Here is a 20,149-nt window from a genome sequence, read left to right as displayed (position 1 = left end):
AATAAACTTACGGTTGAATCCAAGAGACTCTAGCAAGTCAGCTACTTCCTCATGTGGATAGCCCCAGAAAGTACGATTCCAAAGAGCCTTATCTTCTTGAAGTATAACAAGTTGATCATAAGCTTCAATATCCCTGTAGACCCCTTTTACTTGGTCGGAACGAGTAGGCGAATTAAGAAGAAATACTCCTAGCGGAAACTCTAACCAGTTGCCGTCTGGCATTTCAATTTCCATGTAGGGCTTGATTCGATCGCTCAAATAGTTAATCACATCACGCTTTGGAATGAGAGTGTCCTCTTCGTAAGTGACTGCTACATTAACATACTTGAGTCGAACATTGTCAGCTGAGTTGTGCCTTCCAGCACTCCATTGTAGTTGCACTCTCAACTTTCGAGCGTCTGAACCAGCTGGTATACCAAGAGAACCATATGGAACAGTTGTGACCCAACTAGACCAAGTAGTCCCACCATTCAGCGAGTAGCGAGTTTTGACTATATTTTCTGGACTCCAAGAGCCTTCTCTGGTAAGTGTGCCAAATACATTGTCATATGACAGCTTAGCTTCTTTAACTCGTGGAATGTCAACTCCCTGGTACGTACTATTGCTCATATCAAGTACAGGGCTTGTAGCAATACCAGAGTAGATCGCTTTAGCTGTTCCACTAAAATAAACATTATCGTAGTTACAAATACCATTGAGAACTCCTGAATCGCAAGCCATTAACAAACCGTAACCAGCACTAGCTCGGCCAGCTGGAACAGTTACTTCTCCCTCCCAGCGATACCAGTTGTTAAATCCCGTGTTGGTCATAGTTACATTTTCATTGAGTCGAATGTTTCCAGCTGAGCTCATAGCGTATACATAGTTAGGGTGAATCTCTCCGTTAAACAAGCGATAAAAGAACGAGACGTATATCTTTTGACCTCCACTAACTACTACCAATCCGTTACCTATTGTTTGCATTCCGACGGGTTGTGTGTTAGCTGTGTCACGTTTGACCTCTTGAGCGTAGCTACCTTGCCAACCGCCTCCTTGTGAAACCGTGTAGTAATTAACTCCGTTAGCCCAAGGCTTGAACTCTCCAGCCATCCACCCGTGAGCTTGCTCTGGATTGTCTGTTACTGTTCGCCAACCATCTTCCAATCTTGAGTTTGTAATTGTTCCACTGTAAGGTTGTAATCTCATCTCGCCATTATCCATAGCTACATTGGTCTTACTCCAAGATTCAAATTTCAAGTTTGCCACATTTGACGCAAGGCCTGTGTAGAAGTTTACTGAGCGTGATCGTCTTTCAATATGAGCTGGCATGTATTCTTCTCTTAATGTAAACTTAGCGGTTCTCTTGATAGCGGAGAAGGCTGAGAAAGCAACCTCTCCGTCAAGAATGTTGTCAAGTGTGCGCTTGAAGTTTAAGTTCTTATCTAATAAGTCATATCTAAACCGAATGTTACGAGCCTTGGTTTTAGCGTGTAATACATCATAAACCTGCTCATCAGAATAACCTTTCTGTGCTAATGGTTGCATTCTCTCTCCTCCTATGTTGTTATATTATCAGTATCATAGTGAGTCTTGGTAAACTCGCAACTCATTACGAAACCACTAATTTGCTTATCTTTCATATTGACTTTATCCGTTGAGACGAACATCTTACGACCCGATCCGTCTCGGTACAAGTAAACTTCTCGCTTGTTCAACAAGTCGCTCACCTGCTTAGCCTCGAACCAAGTGTCAACCTCCCACTCGATACTCAACTCTGTCGTTTCATTCTCACCGTACTCTCTTACTGGGTCTTTACGTCCAACAAATCGTTGTAGCGCTGAGTCGACCTCAGTAGAGCTATCTCGATCAGTTACCATAGTCAGAAAATGCAAGTCAGTTATACTGTCTACATCTTGAACAATAGTTTCATTGAATGTGTGCATAAACTGGCGAGGTGGACTTTCTGACTTGGTGTTATTTACCAAATTCCATGCTACGAGTTTGTACTCATAAAGCGTTTGACTCGCTGGCGTATAGTCAAGGAATCCTCCTCGAATACCGTCTAGTGGCCTTGGCTGGAAAGGCGCACTCTGTGGGAAGTTACCTTTCAACAACATTGGCTGAATAAAGTAGGTGTCATTTGTCGAGTTGTTTGAAGCTACAAACATTAGCCTCTCAGTACCAGTTGGAGTAGTAAATACTTTATACTGAACACCGCCAACCATCTCTGCTCCAGTACTCGCTCCTGTGTTCGTCTGAGGTCGGATATACCAACCAGAGCTTAAACCAATGAGAGTGTATTGTTGACCAGCTTTAACTGGAATGTAGACATAGCTCTCAAGGAATGTTGCTGCAGGTGCTTGAATCCTCATTTTGTAAGGGGTCATTATAGTTGTCTGAGCATGTCTAACCCAACTTGAGTCTGTAAAGCGTGGCACTAAGTTGCCAGTGTCAATTGAGCTAACCACTGGGTTTCCTGCGATTAGTTCCCACTCAGCATTCCCAGTAAGTGTATACTCTCGACGATAGCAATCTATTAAGTTAGTAGCTACTGGAGATGTAATTCTCAACTGAATACCACTCACAGTTACGTTAGCCCCTCCACTCATAGGAGTTCCATACACATTGTCAAATACTACTCTGACTTTTGCTACATTAGCTGGAGCTACTCGACTTGCATAAACTTCTGACTTTGCACCACTGCCAGCAACTTGACCAGCTGGATCTGCCGTGCTTCCTATGTCATTTCCGTTAGCATCATAAAACCAGACAATGCCTCGTAATCCATTGTTATCAGAAAAACCAACTACCTCATAAGTAGCACCTGCAACGATTGGAATCTGAGTAGCATCAAGATAGATAGATACTCCAGCAAAGTTATTACCAGCTGTTAGGTCGCTCACATTCACTTTGTAGCTTGTTGCATCCACCGGGACAATACGAGAAAGCGATACATTGCCTCGACGCTCCCAATCATTTGCAAAAGTAACTCCGTCCTCCGTGATAGGTGGTAAGTTAATGCCAAGCTCACCTTGGTTGTATACTACGTTAGTAACACCAGAGCCAGCTTCCTCAACTCGTTGAATAATTGGAATAGCTGGAGTTGCAAAGTTGACGGAGAAGTCCGTCCTCACAAAACTAGACCAGACACCGCTTGAGTTGACTCGTAGTTGAATGTAGTAAGCCTCGTTCGTTATTAACGTGTAGTTAAGCCTTACACTACGCTCAGTAGTGCCAGTAGTACTCCAAAGAGTGACTCCTCCAGGGTTCTTTAAGAATAGTTCAAACTGTAATTGCTCCACAGAAGTCCATTCGACTACCATAGTAGCCTGTGGATGAACAACTGCGTAAGTTGGATACACCATGTTAGGAGCATTACTAGGATTAGCTGAGATAGCCAACTGCTCTGTCGTCCAGGAGCTTTGCAAGTTAAAATCGTCCGTTGTCTTAACAGACCACTCGAACATTCCAAGCGGCAATGTGCTGGATGGCATATTGTAATGCTGACTCGTAGAGTTGACAAAACTCGTTGAGTTCGGTACGTAGTTCCAGCTTCCTCGGTTACCACCAGAATAAACGGTACGCCAACGGAACTGATAACCCATTTGAATTGCTTTAGGGTCAGCCTTCCAGCTAAACGTGTTAATTGCTGTTCGATCAATCGTAGAGCCAACTACTGGAGTCGTTCCAGTTGGCGCTTTTGGTGCTACATCGTGGAAGATAATAAACCAGTCTGAATAATTCCACTCTGAGTAAAACTCTCCGTCAAACGCTCGAATAGCTACGATTGCTTTTCTTGTCTGACTCATATTGTAGGTATTAATCTTGTAGCTTGTAATACCATTCGTAGTAGCTTTAGGGTAGTTCTTCCAAGTCGTCCCGTTATCATCTGAGATAGCAACATCATAACTTAAACTGTTTGGATTCGTTTCGTTGACTGGTGGTGTCCATCTCACGGTAAGCTCTTGGTTTACTGAGATGCCAAATGTCGGATAGTCCAAACGTGGTCTTTCTGGTGGAACGTTCCAATCTCCCTCCACAACCCAATAAGCTCTATATGGATTGTCAATAACTCCCCAGCATTCACTCGCTGGTGTGCCTTTGTTATTCCATATAGTAACACCTTGATATTTACCACTAACGAGGTCATCTCGAATAATACCTGTAAAGTTATAATCTTGATATTGGTTTACATCTGGAGTGAACTCCCAACCAGTCAGCGCCAAATGATATGGTTTAGTTGACTGAGTAGGACGACTCGAAAGCTGGTGCTTACCAACTAAAAAGTCTCCTCCATAGTAAAAATACAATCGCAAGTACACTTTCGCTGGAGTTTTGGAGGTCACAATTGCCTCACGGACTCCAGCTGGTGTACCTAGAAAGGAAATATAGCCTTCATTACTACCAGCACGAATAGGAGAGTAGCTTCCATTCCACCAGTTGTCACTTAGTCTATATTGTTCCATCCATTCTAAGGGGAACGCTCTTTGTTCTATAGCCATGTTATGACCTCCTTATCGTTTTCTCATTGCTTGTCGTAAATCTTTCAGATACTCTGGTGTATTGTCGTAACCTGCAACCTTATCGTTAACTTGTTGGTTCAACTTCTGCTCGATACTTTGTAGTCCTCGACCGTCCAAGTCAACTGCTCCGTCCACTGTTACAACGTGGTTAACTGTTACGGTTGGTTTGCCTCCAGTGAATGCTCTCAGCGACTCACCTGCAAAGCCATTTTCCATTTGGTCACTTACTGCATTCATAGCTCCACCGATAGCTCTCGTCATTGGTTTCACTTGTGTTAAAGCTGACTCATACCAAGTTGGAAAGAATGACTTACCAGACTTATCAAGATCACTTAAGGGTCCTTTCTTAGCTGGTGAGAACGGTAAGTAACTACGTACTTTAGCCATCCCATCAGATACGGCACTTACAGCGTTTCCAATACCAGACTTCATACCGTCAACGAATGCACTTAGTAGTCCCTTACCAGCGCTTAGGAAATCACCTGTAAAGTTCTTAATAGCACTCCAACAGTTTTTAACTCCCGTTTGTACCGTATTGACTGCTGTAGTGAAACCGTTTCGGAAACCGTCCACAATTCCAGTTACAATTGAGCACACCGCTGAAGTGAACGCACTCACAGAGTTACTAATAATAGACTTCAAAGCGTTAATCCCTGTATTCCATAGATTCTTGGCTTGATTCCAAAGCTCATTAAACTTGTCGACAATACCTTGTTTGATATTGCCAGCGATTGTTTTTGCGTCGTTATACAAGTTCGTAAAGAACTGTTTTATTTGTTGAACTCCAGTGTTCCATACTTGCTTGGCTGAGTTCCATAGTTCGTTGAACGTATTAGTTACATCACTCTTGAGCTGTAGTGCTTTTTGTACTACCTCCATAGCTAAATTGAGGAACAATGCTTTCATTTGAGCGATTCCAGTGTTCCAGATCGTCTTAGCTGTATTCCACAACTCATTGAACTTGTTAGACACATTGGTTTTTATCTCATTCGCTTTAGCTGTAGCATCTGACCATAAGTTAGCGAAGTATTGCTTAGTAGCTTCAACTCCCTCGTTCCAAGCTTGCTTGATGCCTTCCCACATTTCTTTCATCTTGTTCCACAGTTCAATAGCTTTAGCCTTCACAGTGTCCCAGTTCATATAAAGCAACACACCAGCCGCTACTACGAGAGCGATCAAACCAGCTATCCACATGAGGGGGTTAGCTAATAAAGTTGCATTCAGAAGTGTTGTTGCCAATCTCATTGCTGTAGTTGTTGCCTGAGCAAGCACCATCGCTTGTCTGAATCCATTAATAGCTGTTACTACTGTAGTAATAACACTACCTATAGCGAGTGCCGCCTTGAAAGCTACAAACCCAGCAACTACCGCTACCAGGACTTGCTGTACAGTTTGCATATTCTGAGATAGCCAAGTACCTGCTGCCGAGACTAAATCTAATGCTGCTTGTACGAATCCTGAGTTGTTAGCCCACGTTAGGAAATTACTAGCCAGTGTTAATACAGCCAATCCTAGCGGTGCTAATGCGGTAACTAGCTTAACGAGTATACCCCATAGTTGACCTATGATGTTCATTATGATAGGCGTGCTCGTTTGTACAAAGCTTACAAATGACTGGAATGCGGTTGAACTCTGTAGACCTGCTGACCAGGATGCAAACTTAGCTGTCAAATCAACTAATCCATTCCTCATATCCATACCCAAAGGTGTGAAAGCTATCATAATATTGCTCAGTCCTTTTAGTATGTTTCCTACTGATTTCATAGCCATTTCGAACATCAGGACTGCAAAGGTGTTCATATGCTCAAAGAAAGCGTCTGCTTTACCGCCTTCAATTGCTTGGTTCATCTGACCTAGCATACCTGCAAACGAGTTGCCTACTCCCTTCATAGCTGGAAACATTTTGGTCATGACATTGTTAGTCAAGTCCATACCGTTAGCCATCATAGTAAATGTTGTAGGGCTCATCTCATCTTGCATATCTTTCCAGTTAGCTTTAAAGTCCATAGTTGCTGTAACTGCTTTGCGCTCCTCGGCTGTTAAACCGTTTAAGATTACTTGTTGCTCTTGTAGCGCTTTACTACGCTCCTTAGCATTACTAGCATTGTCAATCTTCTCTTGAGCCTTCTCAAGCTCTCCGGTGGTTTCTATTACTCCAGTGATACTCGTCATAGCCAAAGCTCCAAAACCTGCCACAGCTACCCCAGCTGTACCCATAAGTGCAACCGCACCGCCAAGCCCTGCAAGTAAAGCTGGCATGGAGGCACTAGCTACAGCACCAATAGCAGCTATTTTTGTTCCTGTTGAATTAGCTTTGTCAGCAACATTATCGAGCACTCGGCTAGCATTGTCGTTCGCTTTAACGATGATGTCTATTATTGAAGCCATTACCTAGCACCTCCTCCTAGTTTTTGCTTAGCCTGTTGACGTTTCGCTTTTCGTGACTCTTTAGCTTCAAACTCACTGATGGTATTGTGAACAATGAGAAGTTCCTGCATAATCTTGTTCTCTTGTCGATCAATCTCGTCGGGTAACTTTTTGAAGATCTTTCCTATTTCGTAATACAAAAGAGAACGAGGAGGATTGGCAACAGACTTGCCTTCTAACATTCTTTTTGTTGCCTGCTCTATTGCTTTTTTTCTTTTTCTGTTACCCCGTTATCAATTTTCGTGTGTACAGCTTGAATAATTTCCCCTACAAAGTCTGGATCTAATTCGTTATCAAACGTATCTAACATAATTGGTAACTTCTCCCCAACATCGTTAGTTAGCTCCCAATCAGTAATTGAGTGGACTACTTGAAGTGTCATTGCAAGTGATACATCGTTTTTAATTGGACGTCCCATTTTGTCAAAAGTAGTAGCTTGTTCAGCGATTTTACGAGACTCACCATAACTCAACTTTTTATAGTGAATTTTCACTCCATGTAATGTTACAAGTTCTTCTTCTTTCTTACGTAGCCAAGGTTTAGAGTTTGTCATTATAGTTTCCTACTTTCCTATCGTTTTATTTTGAAAGGGGACTAAGACCCTCAGTTTATTAAGCGAATAAGTTGTTAATTACGTCTTTAGCAACTACTGAGATATCAGTGAATACTGCTTCAAGTTCTTGTTCTGTTACGTCCTCAGCGCCAGCACCAATAGCGTTCGTATCATACTTACCACCAGTAAGCGTAATCGTAATTGAGTTCTTTGGCTCGCCAACATCTTGAAGTTTCAACTCAACCGCAATATCCGCACCTCTTTGGAATAAATCCCAGTGTGTTTTATCTAAGTAATCCATTGTCATTGAGAGAGCAAGATCAAGTGAGCCTTCTTGAACCTTCCCAGCTGTGTCTTTACCGTTGACATAAAAGCGACGTTCTAAATTGTTACTAATCTCAAGTTCGAACTCAGAGATATTCGATACAGTGGCGTTGTTCACTTTCACAGTGCCCTCATAGAACATGTAATAGTTATTCAACTCAGCTGTAACTGCTGACGCTGTGCCAGTCGTATCAACGTTTAAGAAAAGCATATCCCCTTCGATCTCAACCGCTTCCTCAGCTGTTGCTGTAAGAGTTAACGTATCAACTTTGCCACCAAGATAGTTGCGCAATAGCGAGCCACTTGCAATATTATGTTGGAAAGTGAAGCTTGGAAGAACTTCTCCTTTGCCTACTGGAGTAAGTGTATGTGTATAACCCGCTGTAGCATCTCCTGTTTTTACTTCTTTACCAAGAGCCATCAAGATTGGCCGAGCGTTTTGTAGTACGCCTCCAAAGCTTGCATCGAACTCTTTAGCTTTTGTACGTAATTTCATTGGAGACCGCTGTCCGAGACCTTTACGTTGATCAACATTAAAATTCTCTTCTGGCTCAAAACTTTCAAGAATCGTAAGCCATGAGAAAGCAGTTACTTTTGTACCTGCTGTAGTTTCCTTACCAACTACAACTGTGTGGTCAAATCCGTGTGCCATTATTCACCAACCTCCTTTACTTCCTCAAATCCGACGGCTTTAAGGTCTTTTATAAGTTGTTTTTCTTTCTTGTCTACCTCAATGGTTTCCCCAGCTTTGACTAGTTGATCAAAAGGTTGAATTATTTTGAGGTCAAAATTGAAAGGATTTTTGAGCTTCATGTTATACCTCCTTTGGTATTGGTTTTGAGCGGATCAAAACTGGAAGTCTTGCACCTTGTAGAAAATTAGCCTCCCCAGTTTCAACTTGTCCAAATTCGGCCTCATCGTCTATGGAAAGATACGCAACAGTACCACCAAGAGTTTTATCACTCTCGATGATTTTCTCTACAACGTTCAAGAGCTCGATACACTCTTCCTCAGCATCCTCAGCATCAAGTATGTTTGAATACACCCAAACCAATATAGTAAACTCCACCTCTGAAACTCCAAGTCCCTTTTTGACTTTTCTGCGTTTCTGTAGCTCAAAAGCAAGAGCTGGAAAGAATGCTATATTTTGATAGTGTACTTTGTGTACGTCTGCTTTGATTGACTGAGTAGTAAGACCAGCAACTAATTGGTCATATAATGCATTTTTGATAGTTAGGTATAGACCCATTAGTCTACCAACTCCTCTATATAATCCTGAAAGATACGCTTAATCATGGATTCATCTTGCGTATCAAAGTATAAAAATTTACGAGCTGGCACATAGCCAAACTTTGTGCGGCCTCCAAAGTTATGAAGTTTCGCTTTTGGTAAAGCTGTTCCAAAATACATTTCCAGTTTATCAATGCGTTTGATAGCTCCACCTGTTACGCTCATTTTTAACTGTCCTGTATCATTCAGTGGTTTTCCACCTGCTCGGTTTGGATGCCATTTGATAGTGTTCTCGCTTAGTGGAACCCAAGGTGCTGCTCTAAAACGATTCCCAACAGAGCGCTCCATATAGGTAGCCGAGCGAGTCATTGGCGTCCTCAAATCTTTTAAACGATTGCCTATATTTCTGAGGCGCAAATCAGTTCCGTTAGGTCTTACAGTTACCCTGTAGTCTACTCCTGGCATAACCTACCACTCCGTATCCAAGTTAAATATAGGATCTCTGTTGTTTGTAGTAGCAAAGCCAGAGTGTTTTCCGTTTAAAAGCGGTACTCCAATGTCCATGTCACCAGCAATAATTTCAGTAATTGTATTCTTAATTTCAACAAACTTGTTAGCAACCTTCTCGTCTAAGTTTGGTTTCTGAGAAGAATACAACCATTTTCCCAAGTAGTAACCAGCTAAATCGGTAGCTAGTTCCTTAATCATTGGTGGTACTGGGTTGAATGGAACAGCATACAAACTTCCTAGTCTAGCATCAAGGTAAATAGTAGCTTTCTCACAAAAGACCTGTATTTCTGAGTCAGTGATATTTGGAGATAAATCCCTTACAGTCGTTCTAATGTTTGTAGGCGTTGTGTATGCCATTCTGTCAACCTCCCTTATTTATCTTCTTTCTTTGGATCTGTACTTTTCTTTGCATTGCTACGAGTTTCTTTTACTTCTTCGGCATAACCATGCTCGATTAAGTGATTACCTACTGCCTCATCAACTTCCAAGGTTTCACCTACTGGTCGCTGATACTCAAGTACATGCTCAACTAACGTTTTGACTTTCATCGTATTGCCTCCATATCAAAAATTAAGGGAGACTCACACAATATGTATGAACCTCCCCTGGTATTGCTGTTCTATTCTTATTTAACAGTTTTAAGTAAGAAGATTGCTTTAGGATCTGTTACGTACGCTTGAGTAAAACGAGTAGCTCGTGCAACAGTTCTCATATTTTTCTCCTCGTTATACGTACCAGTTCGTAACCCTTCAGCGTCAGCAATATCACCGATGATTTTCTTCTGAAGGACTACAACATCTCCATCCTTGAAGTTGTCATCTTGAATAATGGAAAGACCCATAAAGTCGCCAATATATCCACGCAATAAAGCTACGTCAGTGTTGTTTACACGTAATGCATCACGAATACCTTTATTTTTCAATAATGTAGCTCCAACTTTTGGATGAACAACAGCTGTGTCAGCCGAATAACCAAAGTCAGCAATTGCTGTTTTTGCATCAACAAGCTCGTTAATCACATTGGTTTCGTTTGCTGCCCAGCCCCCTGAAGTCGAACCTTGAATACCATTTCCGATAGTATACTTGTTAGTTGCTACATCGTAACCCATTGTATCAACCATTTTCTTGACATTAAGAGCTAATTTGCGAATAGCACGTTCAAAAACACCATCAGAACCCCATTTTTGCATTTCGTAAGTTAATACAGCTTCAAGACCATATTTTTTAATCATTGCTGTCTTTTCCTCTTCGTTCAATCCAATACGTTGGAAAGTAGAGCCTTCCCCTACTTCTGGTACTCCGTCATAAGCTTGACGATCTTTTGAGTCCTTATCGGCATCCTGTAAATATTTAATTGCTAAAGCATCCACTGTGGAAGCTGTAAACAATTGATCAGCTACAAATTGATGTCCAATAAGTCCCCTAACACGTTTATCAATAAATTCTTTCTTTAAAAGTGGATGTTGTCCTAACATAATATCAGCCATTTATATGACCCCCTTGGTTATAAAATTATTAGCCTAACGCTACAATAAATTTGTTTCCGGAAGTAGCCCCTGTAAGTGCTGTGCCAACTACTTGTTTTTCCTCATCCGCAACATAAGTAGCTGTAGCTACTTGCTTTACTGCTGCACCATTTGCACCAGCTTTAACTTTGTCACCTGCTACAATAGTTCCACCTGCTATTACGTAAAGTAACCCCTTGAAAGCAATTGAAACGGAATCTCCTTTGTCACCTTGGTATCCTACATTGACACCATCAATTGCAACAGTTCCAGAGTATACTACTCCAAAAACTTTCTTCGAATCAGCGCTGGCACGTTGCACCTCAAAATCCCCTGTAATCTCAACTAACTCGCCAACCTTAACAGTTTGACCAGCTTTTACTTTGAAAGTGAAAATACCATCTTCAGGAATATTTAATTCAACTCTATTTCTCATAGTTTCGGACCTCCCTTTTTATAGTTTTATAAATCTTTGCCGAATTTAGCTTCGTGTTCTTCATAGAATTTATCAAATTCTTTTTGCTCTTGAGTTCGTTTATCTTGATCTCCTTCTCCAGCAACTGCCCCTTGTTCTTGGAAGTCGATTTGTGTAGCATTTTTCATAAACTCATCAAACATTTGAGTTTGTTCTTCAGAAAATGAAGATAATAAATTTTTTAATGAAACAGCTTGAGCTGGTACAATTTTGCTCTCTTCTTGGAATTTCTCTATTTTTGAATCCATTTTCCCTTCTGAGAATGATTGATTTTGAGCTTGTAATTGTTTCATTTGTTCTTCTAACTGTTTATATTGTTCTTGCAACTGTTTGAAATTTTGCGGTTGCTGATTGTTTTGTCCTGGCATTGTTTCAGCCTCCTTAGTCTCATCAATTTCCGAAATATAACCATTTTCACTGAATAAACGAGCTGACTTTACTTGAGGAAACGCAACTAAAGAGACCTCTCTTAATTTATGAGGCCTAATCGTGTCATCCTCTTCGTTGTACTGAATGTAAAATGAGATAGAAAGTTTTTTCATTAATCCTTTTTCGATACGTTCTTTTGTGGATTCGTCAATAATACGAACTTTACCTAATAATTTATCGCCTTCCACACTTACTTCTTCAAGATATCCAACAGTGTCACGGACACTATTAGAGTGATCAAGTTGAATTGGGATTTCTTCGGTAACATCAAAGTTATTAGCTAGTGTATTTAAGTCTTCCACAGTGTACGCAGTTCCTCGATGAATACCAGTAGAGAACAATTCAGCTTCTTTGATGAGATCTTCTCCTTCGCCACCTTCTGAAAATGACTTTGTAAGTTTCCCTTCATAAAACAAATTTTTAACTTTACTCATCTTTCTCACCTCCTAATGTATTTTTGAGGAGCAAAGAGGTACTGGAACCATCTAATTAAATACGCCCCAGGTATAATGACCTCATCGACGCAGTGGAGATAATCACAATTGGAGCGTATTATCAGGCAACACAAATAACCCACTCTCATATTGAGGTGAGCTTTATTCTGGTCTTGGCCTAACAAGTGGTTCCCGATTTATACCATTTAGTAACCTCGGTAATGGGGCTGTAAAATCGAAACCTTTTTCTGGCTTCATAGAGATATCAAAGTTATCTTCCCACTCCTCAAATTTTGATACAGGTAGCCAAGTAGCACGACACTTAAAATGATTAGGTGGCGTATACTCGGCAATTACTGAAGCGTTCCCGATTGAAATAATCATTCCGTCAAGGTGTCTACAGATTTTAGTTGTTCGACCATCCACAATAGAATCATATTGTAAGGCAACTACGAACCCTTTATTTTCCGGTGACATATAACGCGCAAGTCTTCCTGCGTTGTACATCTTACCGTTTTCCGTCCTGGCTATTGTTTCAGCGTGATGTTGGCTTAGCCATCTCTCAGAACATTCCCTAATGAGCTGAATAAGCTCTTTTAGTGCTGTTCCGGAAGTTAACCCTTGCATGAATACTTCTCGGATAGCATTGAGCACTGTAGCTTCAGTAATAGCTGTGATTTCAAGTGAATAATTTTCCAAAAACACTTGAGCTTCTGGAGGAAATACAACCTCATAAGCGTAATGGCCTGTTATTTGTTCGAAAATATCTTCTGAAAAGGAATATAACTTCTGTATTTTCTCCAATTCAGAATGTGCTCGTAAAACTCCAGCTTCCACAGATGATTTTATTAATTTAGTCATTAACTTTTTGTATTCCTTATGAGATGGCATCTGTAGAGTTGCTAAAAGACCTTCAACCTCATTGAAATCACCTTGTTGATGAGCCTTTTGAAGCTCTGGAATCAACTTTTTAGTCCGCTCCATAAGTTGCTCGTGACGTTTTTTGTTTAGCTTCTGAGATTCAGTAAGGAAGGCTGATTCAATTTCTTCCATATCTTTGAGAATTAACTTTGTGTTAAGCCTTTTTCGTCTCTCGCCATATGTTACATGCTTCCTTGGAAACATCTCAGAAGCTTTTACTTTCCCTCTGTATCTTTTGCTCCTGGATCTTCTTTTTTCTTATCCTCTTTTGCTTTATGTAACGCACTTTGTAAAGTTTTATTTTCTTGAATCTCTCTTTTCGCTTCTTCACTTATTGCTGGCATCCCAAGTTCTTCACGAATCCAGTCCTCAGATGGTGCAACTACTTCTTTGTCAATCATCATTTGGAACACACGAGCCATTTTCTCGGTATCCTTATCAGCCAATGGTCTGAATTGAAAAGAAGGATATCGTTTTACGTTAGGAAAATTCAAATCTATCAACGGTCTTATAATCTCTTCTTCAATTAATGACTTTACATCCCTCTGAAGTGACTCCAGACGAATCATAAAGATATCAAATTGGTTACCCGATAAAGCATAGCTGCCAGATTGTCCACGAGAAAGCCCCAATAACATTGGTGGAATTAACATAGACTCCATAATTTTACGATCATGATGCTCGATATAACCGATAAAATCGGCATTGCTCATCTGTACAGCCTTGATAGAGTCGCCTCCAGAGATAGCTAGACCAGTCATTCCATTAATACTTCTCAGTATTTTTTCCATTTTCCCTACGTCTTTTGCATCTTGTACATTACCAACCAACAGAGGTGTACCATAACGCTCGTAAGCTATGTTTGCAAAGCGATATAACTTGTCCTTGATGAGCCAATGTTTATAAGCTGTTCTCAACATGGAGTTTCCATACAAGTTGCCAAACTTTTTATCGTAAGCATACCAACATACCTTGTTTGCTGGTATTTTAATTTCTTTTGTACCAATGGATTGCTTAATGTATTCGATATCCCCGAAGCCATTTGTTTTCATACTAACCTTGTAAGGGTCTAATGTTTTTAACTTTTTTAGTCTAATCTGACCGTTTTGATACGCAAATACCTTTTCAGTACAACTATATCCATAATCAATAGCTGAGAGTATTTCCCTGATATAATCTTCCATATTACCTTGTATAGATTCAAAGTTTTCAAGTATAAACTCAGCATACTTACGAGTTTCTTCATCATCTCCAGTAACAGTAAATCCTTTTGCTGTACTAGAAAGTTTAATCATTTCAGATCCAGCTTTAACTTGCCCATCTGTCAACATTCTGTCGTAAACCTCAAGCCCAAAATCAGAAGGATTAAAGTCGGTTTGATTATCTCTTTCATACGTATCATCTTTATAAAGACCAATCTCTCGTGCTAACTCTAAAAGTTCCTTTTCTTGCTTCTTTTGAGCATAATTCCAAGGCATTTTGTCGCGTAGACCTGTAAAAAGTCCCATTTTCCCACCCCCTTACTACAGAAATAATTACCATTGTGGTAAGTCGTCATTGTCTCCAAAGAGATGATCTAATGTATCCTCTCTTTCTACTACAGCCCACTCAAAACGGTTCGAAAGCTCATATATTGCTTCGCGAACATAATTCAAGCTGTGGAAGGCATCGTCTGGTGTTCTGTGGTCGTAGCGTTTCGTCCCCGTTGAAGTAGTGGACTCAGTGAATATCTTTTCAATGGCTGTATAATGATCAAAAAAGAACTCGACTTTATCCGGTTCTTTGTAAGGAATAACTATTTGTTGTTTATGAAACATGTCAATAAGCTTATCCATTGAAAAAGTACGATCCACTTGTAATGTAGAATCATTAAATCCTTTGTATTCGCGTTTTCGTGGGTCGTTAGCATACGTTACGTAGCGACAGCTGATAGCATTTCGCCCATAGATACCATATAGTTTCTGAGACTCATAGCTACCATAACCAATGTCACCCACGATTTTTTCAACATTGAAGCGCCCTTGTAGCTTACACAAATGTTCAATAAGTTGATCATGGTGATTACGCTTATCGTTTTTATCCGGAAGCCAACTTTCTAAATAAACAATATAAATTTTCCCGTTATAACTGTGACCAATCGTTATGATTGTTTTGGATTTCTCTCCACTACCATAGTCAATACCCATTACTGTTTGGAATTCAGATTGCTTCTTCAAAGTTAGCGTTTTATCCGTACAAGCAAGTACATCCTCGAGTGTAATTGGTTGTTCCTCACCAGAATAAAACTCACCAAGTACCTCATTGTGGAATGTCATAGAATCCATCGTAAGGAAGTCACGCCAAATTTGATTAGCGCTAATCCAGGTCATGTTGAGCTGATTAAACAAATAGCCGCTATACATTTTGTTAGCTGGTTTAGTTGCAACCCAATGGCCATTTTCTCGGTCTAACTCTTCTTTACATTTCAAACAACCGAAATACCTACGCTCTGTTTCTTCTCCCTCATCTTGAACCATGATATTTTTCATCGTCATGAATTGATTATGTCCACAGTTGCAGCAGACGACGTTCCATTTCTTTTGGTCCGACTGTCCCCAAAGTGTTCTGTCATAATAAGAACCTTTTTGTTTAGGTGTGCCAGTATAGAAGCACTTCCCATTTAATTCTGTCTTAGGGTCCTTCATTTCCGAGTGAGAAACGGATTTTTCAATTGATTCGATGGCCGTCTGCGTAATATCCTGGACCTCATCAAAAAATACCATATCTCCTGGGATACCACGTAATGCATCACCATCAGCCCATGCACTACCAAAATAGTAAACTGTAGAGTTAAGCAATCGTATACGAGTTTTGGCATCTCCTTTTGGGTCCACCATTCCCTCAAGTATTCCTTGATTGCTCGCTTTAATAGAAGCCCTAAATCGGTCATTCACAAAACGTGTCGTTTGTTCTTGCCGTGGGGCTGTGTAAGTGATTGTTGTATAGGCTCGCTGATATCCTGAGTATTTCATCACGCGGTCAACTGTCTCCGATTTCTCTACTTGGCGACCCGCAACGATAACAATACGAGGGTGCTTATCCCGATACACATCATGTAAATGTCCTCTATGAGCAAAACGAAACGGCTTACCTTTTACAGTTCCAGTTGTTTCAGTAAATCCTATAGGGTCTTTCATTACATTCCGCATATGTTTTAATTGTTTGGCTGTGAGGTCATTCATCTGAACCACCTCATTTCTAAAAATTCACAGCAAATTTTATTGACCTTTTAATTCTTCATCATGTACTGTTAAATCAACACATCCATTTAAGGAGTTAAAAACATGCTATCTTCACTGAAAAACTGGATAAGAAAAGAATCCGATAGGTATCAGGCTATAAAAGAAGCAAACCAAAAAAGATTCCAGAATAAACTAGATAAAAAAGCTGGATTTTCTAATGCCATGCTTAACCCTTTATACAACGGAACAGAGATTATTATGAAAAATGGTTCAATTCTACAAATGGAAGCAATCGAAATTGTATTCATCGATACGAATACAATCAAAGTTACAAAGGGCCGCAAACATAAGACACTTTTAGGGACTAAAAAATATTCTTCAACTACCAAGCGTAAAACATTTAGGAAGAATGGACAGGATCACTTTGTAGATCAAATTGCATCCATTAGAAAATATTCTCCAAAAGAGCAACCAAAGTATATCGTGAATCCTAGCCTTCTCTAACATGTAGAAGCTTCCGAATTTTCTAAAGGAAAAATTTTTTTTAGTAAATTTATAGTTTCGAAAAATGTCACCATGCGAGCGGAAAAGCCCCCCTACCCTCATAATATTAGCGATAAATGTAGTAATGACGGGGCTTCGAGAGGTAAGAACACCACGATGTATAGGATTTGTATACAGTAACTAAAATGACTTCCGATAACTCTCGTTATGTAAACTATCAATCTCCCTCAAGCACTGATATATCAACGTTCTTAATACATACACAAAAAGTAGGTAGTGTATAAGTATACATCGTTGATATAACAACATTCTTGAAATCTCCTCGAAAGCCTATTTACTAACGTTTCCCATCATTTATACATGTTTTTATGCATTTGTTTTATGACTCATCACCCATATCGAATAACATGTTAAGGTTGATTCCTTTATCATTATCTTTGTGCTCTTTACTTACATTAAACTTACGATCAAATCCAAGTGCCTGCATGTATCGTAAAAACTTCGTGTCATAGTCATTGTAGCTGTTGCTTTCGTCTACTTGTTCACCAGCTTCAGCTATCTCCTTACGTTGATTGAGTATGAAGTTACGCAATGCTCGGTCTAATAACATAAGGTTTGCCAGGTCTAGTTCATAGTTAGCTTCATAGCTTTCCATCATAGAACCATAAAACACCCTCTCTTCGTCAGTCATAACAAAGCGCGCATATAAACCGTATATCATATTGGCCTGTGGAGATAAGTTAGCTAACGCCCTCTCCTTACCCTCTACCGTAACAGGTCCAGTACACAGTCCTCCATGTCCAGCGCATCTAGCCGAGCCTTCTACAGGAGGTTTCGTACATATCTTTCCGGTTGATTTGTTTATAGCGCCGCATATAACCTTCACATCTTGGAGTTGCTTTCTTAGAAACTCAGCTTTCTTTTTACGGGCCGTATCATAAGACATGTCGTTAATCTCATTAGCAACCGCAAGAGCATCGTTCTTTAGTTTTTGAATAAGCATTTTCTCGTGTTTTTTCATGAGAATCACCTCCTCAAATTTCATTTCTGTATTTCCTTATTAGATGGTCAAGCGCATCGATGGGAGGGTAAATTAATCCCTTCCACACTCGCATATCCACCCCTTCGCTCTATAGCAAGCATGAGCGCATTTCCAGTGAAATGTATGGTTTCGTATCAGACTGGATTTTATCGGCTGTTACATGTAAAATTCCAACTGTTTAGTTGTTATCAAATACAACCGAAACAACATACTTTGCATTTAACATCGCCATAATTTCCCCGTTATCATCTTTGATATCTATAACGATATCTGTAGTGAATAATTTATTGCCAAGTTGTCTATATAAAGCTAATAAAGATGGGCCCTTCATAACATGAACATCACCATTAACAGTTTTTAATACAGCTCTCTTCATACTTTCACCCCTAATCCTTATTAATCAAAATAATCGCAGGACCACTAACGACAAATCCACCGACTTCAATTTTTTTCGTAAGGCTCAACAGAAATGGTTGAAATACCTTCACGTTTCTCCAGTTCATCACTTAGATCTTTGGTTGATATGTCTTTTAGATTCACTTGTAAACCTCCTACTTCAGTCTTCCACAATTCAATAAATAATCCGGTACGTGATATTTTATTATCCACACATAAACAAAAGAGCAACCGTGCATCATCAGTTGCCCTTTCGTCAATTCTTTATGTTATTACTATAAACCCTTTTTGCAATAGTTAACATGAACTGAAGTGAACTTAATACTTTGTTAACCTAACTTTTGAGCATATTCAATCATACGCTTTATTTGCGAGTGTTTATTATAGATATAACGTGGACTGTAGTCTAACTCTTCAGCAAGCTTTTCCAATGTCTTGCCCTCCACATACTTACCATACATAATTTTATGTTCCAAACCGTAGAATGTACTAATTACCTTTTTGAAATCAAACATGTCATTCATCTTATGAGCTAAATCATATTCCCGTACAGCAATACGATCTTCAAGTTTTGCTCCTTCTGACTCAGCGGTTAATCGTACCTCTCGCAAATCACCACTGACCCATCGTTTTAGTTCTCGCTTGCTTCGGTATAAGTCACTTTCCAAATAGATAATTTCATCTTCTAACTTTCGATAATCTTTTAACCAGTCTAACACTTGATGATTCACCTACTTTCTTTATAAGCGTGTAGAATTCGTTTTAAGAGGTTTTACAACTTTAGATACCTATGGTATTCAAAAGAAATTCAAACGCCTATTCCCCCTGTTTTATGACGTCGTTTTTACTAAGAAATGAAAATCCCTTACACACTTTCAATGATTTTGTCAATTAACTCATTTAATTCACTTTCTGTTTCCATATCTGCCGTATTGTCCGCAATCTCTTGCAATTTTGTAGATAGTACTAATAGAAAATCTGTGGATGCTCTCACTTTTTATCCCTCCTGCATAAAATTCTACGTTTGATTCATACTATCTATGAGCCAATATGGCTGAACTTCCTAAGTTGAAATCGTTAGTAAAACTCTCCTCTTACCTTGGGCCACAGAGAGCAGTTAGCTTATGCTAGCTGTTTTTTGTATTGTAAAACTTCTATCACTCATTCCCTATTCGCCCTCCTTTCTTTTCTATATATATCTTCTAATTGATTCAACGAAAGTTCATATAACTGTAGCCCTTCTGGTGTTTTAAAATATCCCATTTGAATTAACTCAGATTGGTAGAACTCCTTTTGAATTTCAATCGCTTTATTTATTTGATGAATAGAAACTGTTTCAATCATATAAACCCTCTTTTCAGTAGCTCACGAGCCATATATAAGAAATGGTGATAAATATAGTTTCCGGTAGTAGCAGGTGCAAGAAACACAGTAGAAAATCCATATCGCACTTCGAATGTTTTCAGACTACCTAACAACGATTCGGGTTTGTATCTACTCCTGTACTCACCCTTCAATATTTTTTGATAGCCTTCCAAATCTTCCACGATAAGAACAAATGGGTGTTTAGAAGCACGTATTAATTCATTTTCAAATCTGGTACGGTCTTTAATGGACTCCACAAGTTCATCTACACCGTTTTTCCGTTCTAATCCGGCACTTAAATAAACATCACGT

23 protein-coding genes and 2 pseudogenes are annotated in these 20,149 nt (G+C 39.7%); 1 reads left to right on the top strand and 24 read right to left on the bottom strand.

Going from position 1 to position 20,149, the window contains the following annotated elements:
• The 17 genes and pseudogenes from ACP6L7_RS31230 to ACP6L7_RS31150 form a co-directional block, all read right to left on the bottom strand.
• A pseudogene (locus ACP6L7_RS31230) lies at positions 1-1,524 on the bottom strand (hypothetical protein); the annotation flags it as partial.
• Between the two features lie 11 nt (positions 1,525-1,535).
• Positions 1,536-4,481 carry a phage tail protein gene (locus tag ACP6L7_RS31225; RefSeq protein WP_430529393.1) on the bottom strand — a complete coding sequence of 982 codons (2,946 nt, stop codon included), beginning with the start codon at positions 4,479-4,481 and terminating at the stop codon, positions 1,536-1,538.
• 12 nt (positions 4,482-4,493) lie between these two features.
• Entirely contained in the window at positions 4,494-6,890 is a 2,397-nt protein-coding gene (locus tag ACP6L7_RS31220) for a phage tail protein (protein ID WP_430529394.1), read from the bottom strand.
• Positions 6,890-7,111, bottom strand: coding sequence for a hypothetical protein (locus ACP6L7_RS31215; protein ID WP_430529395.1), 222 nt, complete (start codon positions 7,109-7,111; stop codon positions 6,890-6,892). Before ACP6L7_RS31215 ends, ACP6L7_RS31220 begins: the two co-directional genes overlap by 1 nt.
• A 17-nt stretch (positions 7,112-7,128) precedes the next feature.
• Positions 7,129-7,482, bottom strand: a complete 354-nt coding sequence (locus ACP6L7_RS31210) for a hypothetical protein (RefSeq protein WP_430529396.1) — start codon at positions 7,480-7,482, stop codon at positions 7,129-7,131.
• A 58-nt stretch (positions 7,483-7,540) separates the two neighbouring features.
• Positions 7,541-8,458 carry a phage tail tube protein gene (locus ACP6L7_RS31205; protein WP_430529397.1) on the bottom strand — a complete coding sequence of 306 codons (918 nt, stop codon included), beginning with the start codon at positions 8,456-8,458 and terminating at the stop codon, positions 7,541-7,543.
• Positions 8,458-8,619, bottom strand: coding sequence for a hypothetical protein (locus ACP6L7_RS31200; protein WP_430529398.1), 162 nt, complete (start codon positions 8,617-8,619; stop codon positions 8,458-8,460). Before ACP6L7_RS31200 ends, ACP6L7_RS31205 begins: the two co-directional genes overlap by 1 nt.
• 1 nt (position 8,620) lies before the next feature.
• Positions 8,621-9,055 (bottom strand): hypothetical protein, encoded by a 435-nt coding sequence (locus ACP6L7_RS31195; RefSeq protein ID WP_430529399.1) that lies wholly within the window; start codon positions 9,053-9,055, stop codon positions 8,621-8,623.
• Positions 9,055-9,501, bottom strand: a complete 447-nt coding sequence (locus ACP6L7_RS31190; RefSeq protein WP_430529400.1) for a phage virion morphogenesis family protein — start codon at positions 9,499-9,501, stop codon at positions 9,055-9,057. The genes ACP6L7_RS31195 and ACP6L7_RS31190 overlap by 1 nt, the downstream gene beginning before the upstream one ends.
• A 3-nt stretch (positions 9,502-9,504) precedes the next feature.
• Positions 9,505-9,903, bottom strand: coding sequence for a phage protein Gp36 family protein (locus tag ACP6L7_RS31185; protein ID WP_430529401.1), 399 nt, complete (start codon positions 9,901-9,903; stop codon positions 9,505-9,507).
• Between the two features lie 14 nt (positions 9,904-9,917).
• Complete coding sequence (locus tag ACP6L7_RS31180) at positions 9,918-10,094, bottom strand: hypothetical protein (RefSeq protein ID WP_430529402.1); 177 nt, start codon at positions 10,092-10,094, stop codon at positions 9,918-9,920.
• 77 nt (positions 10,095-10,171) lie between these two features.
• Positions 10,172-11,032: a phage major capsid protein gene (locus ACP6L7_RS31175; RefSeq protein WP_430529403.1), complete on the bottom strand. Its 861-nt coding sequence runs from the start codon at positions 11,030-11,032 to the stop codon at positions 10,172-10,174.
• Between the two features lie 28 nt (positions 11,033-11,060).
• A complete protein-coding gene (locus tag ACP6L7_RS31170) occupies positions 11,061-11,486 on the bottom strand; it encodes a hypothetical protein (RefSeq protein ID WP_430529404.1) in 426 nt (141 codons plus the stop codon).
• Positions 11,487-11,512: 26 nt separating this feature from the next.
• Positions 11,513-12,388 carry an HK97 family phage prohead protease gene (locus ACP6L7_RS31165; protein ID WP_430529405.1) on the bottom strand — a complete coding sequence of 292 codons (876 nt, stop codon included), beginning with the start codon at positions 12,386-12,388 and terminating at the stop codon, positions 11,513-11,515.
• 162 nt (positions 12,389-12,550) lie between these two features.
• The gene (locus ACP6L7_RS31160) at positions 12,551-13,513 is read right to left on the bottom strand and encodes a phage head morphogenesis protein (protein ID WP_430529406.1); all 963 of its coding nucleotides are present in this window, start codon (positions 13,511-13,513) and stop codon (positions 12,551-12,553) included.
• Between the two features lie 11 nt (positions 13,514-13,524).
• Entirely contained in the window at positions 13,525-14,817 is a 1,293-nt protein-coding gene (locus tag ACP6L7_RS31155; RefSeq protein WP_430529407.1) for a phage portal protein family protein, read from the bottom strand.
• 27 nt (positions 14,818-14,844) lie between these two features.
• Positions 14,845-16,530 (bottom strand): phage terminase large subunit family protein, encoded by a 1,686-nt coding sequence (locus tag ACP6L7_RS31150; RefSeq protein ID WP_430529408.1) that lies wholly within the window; start codon positions 16,528-16,530, stop codon positions 14,845-14,847.
• Positions 16,531-16,632: 102 nt separating this feature from the next.
• Between ACP6L7_RS31150 and ACP6L7_RS31145 the strand changes: the two genes are divergently transcribed.
• Positions 16,633-17,034 (top strand): hypothetical protein, encoded by a 402-nt coding sequence (locus ACP6L7_RS31145; RefSeq protein WP_430529409.1) that lies wholly within the window; start codon positions 16,633-16,635, stop codon positions 17,032-17,034.
• A gap of 379 nt (positions 17,035-17,413) precedes the next feature.
• Here ACP6L7_RS31145 and ACP6L7_RS31140 read toward each other — a convergent pair whose 3' ends face one another.
• The 7 genes and pseudogenes from ACP6L7_RS31140 to ACP6L7_RS31110 all read right to left on the bottom strand — a co-directional run.
• Positions 17,414-18,055 carry an HGGxSTG domain-containing protein gene (locus ACP6L7_RS31140; protein ID WP_430529410.1) on the bottom strand — a complete coding sequence of 214 codons (642 nt, stop codon included), beginning with the start codon at positions 18,053-18,055 and terminating at the stop codon, positions 17,414-17,416.
• 199 nt (positions 18,056-18,254) lie between these two features.
• Complete coding sequence (locus ACP6L7_RS31135; RefSeq protein WP_430529411.1) at positions 18,255-18,452, bottom strand: hypothetical protein; 198 nt, start codon at positions 18,450-18,452, stop codon at positions 18,255-18,257.
• A gap of 10 nt (positions 18,453-18,462) precedes the next feature.
• A pseudogene (locus tag ACP6L7_RS31130) lies at positions 18,463-18,616 on the bottom strand (BC1881 family protein).
• A 185-nt stretch (positions 18,617-18,801) separates the two neighbouring features.
• Entirely contained in the window at positions 18,802-19,191 is a 390-nt protein-coding gene (locus ACP6L7_RS31125) for a hypothetical protein (protein WP_430529643.1), read from the bottom strand.
• A gap of 146 nt (positions 19,192-19,337) precedes the next feature.
• Positions 19,338-19,466: a hypothetical protein gene (locus ACP6L7_RS31120; protein WP_430529426.1), complete on the bottom strand. Its 129-nt coding sequence runs from the start codon at positions 19,464-19,466 to the stop codon at positions 19,338-19,340.
• Between the two features lie 167 nt (positions 19,467-19,633).
• Positions 19,634-19,816, bottom strand: coding sequence for a Fur-regulated basic protein FbpA (fbpA, locus tag ACP6L7_RS31115; RefSeq protein ID WP_430529427.1), 183 nt, complete (start codon positions 19,814-19,816; stop codon positions 19,634-19,636).
• Positions 19,813-20,149 (bottom strand): ERCC4 domain-containing protein (locus tag ACP6L7_RS31110; protein WP_430529652.1); only part of this gene is annotated, 337 nt, incomplete at its 5' end. The genes ACP6L7_RS31110 and fbpA, both read right to left, overlap by 4 nt.

This window comes from Bacillus silvicola, assembly GCF_050524305.1.
Taxonomy (GTDB): domain Bacteria; phylum Bacillota; class Bacilli; order Bacillales; family Bacillaceae_G; genus Bacillus_A; species Bacillus_A cereus_AT.
Note: the sequence above shows the minus strand (reverse complement) of the source record. Positions and strands in the feature narration are given on the sequence as shown.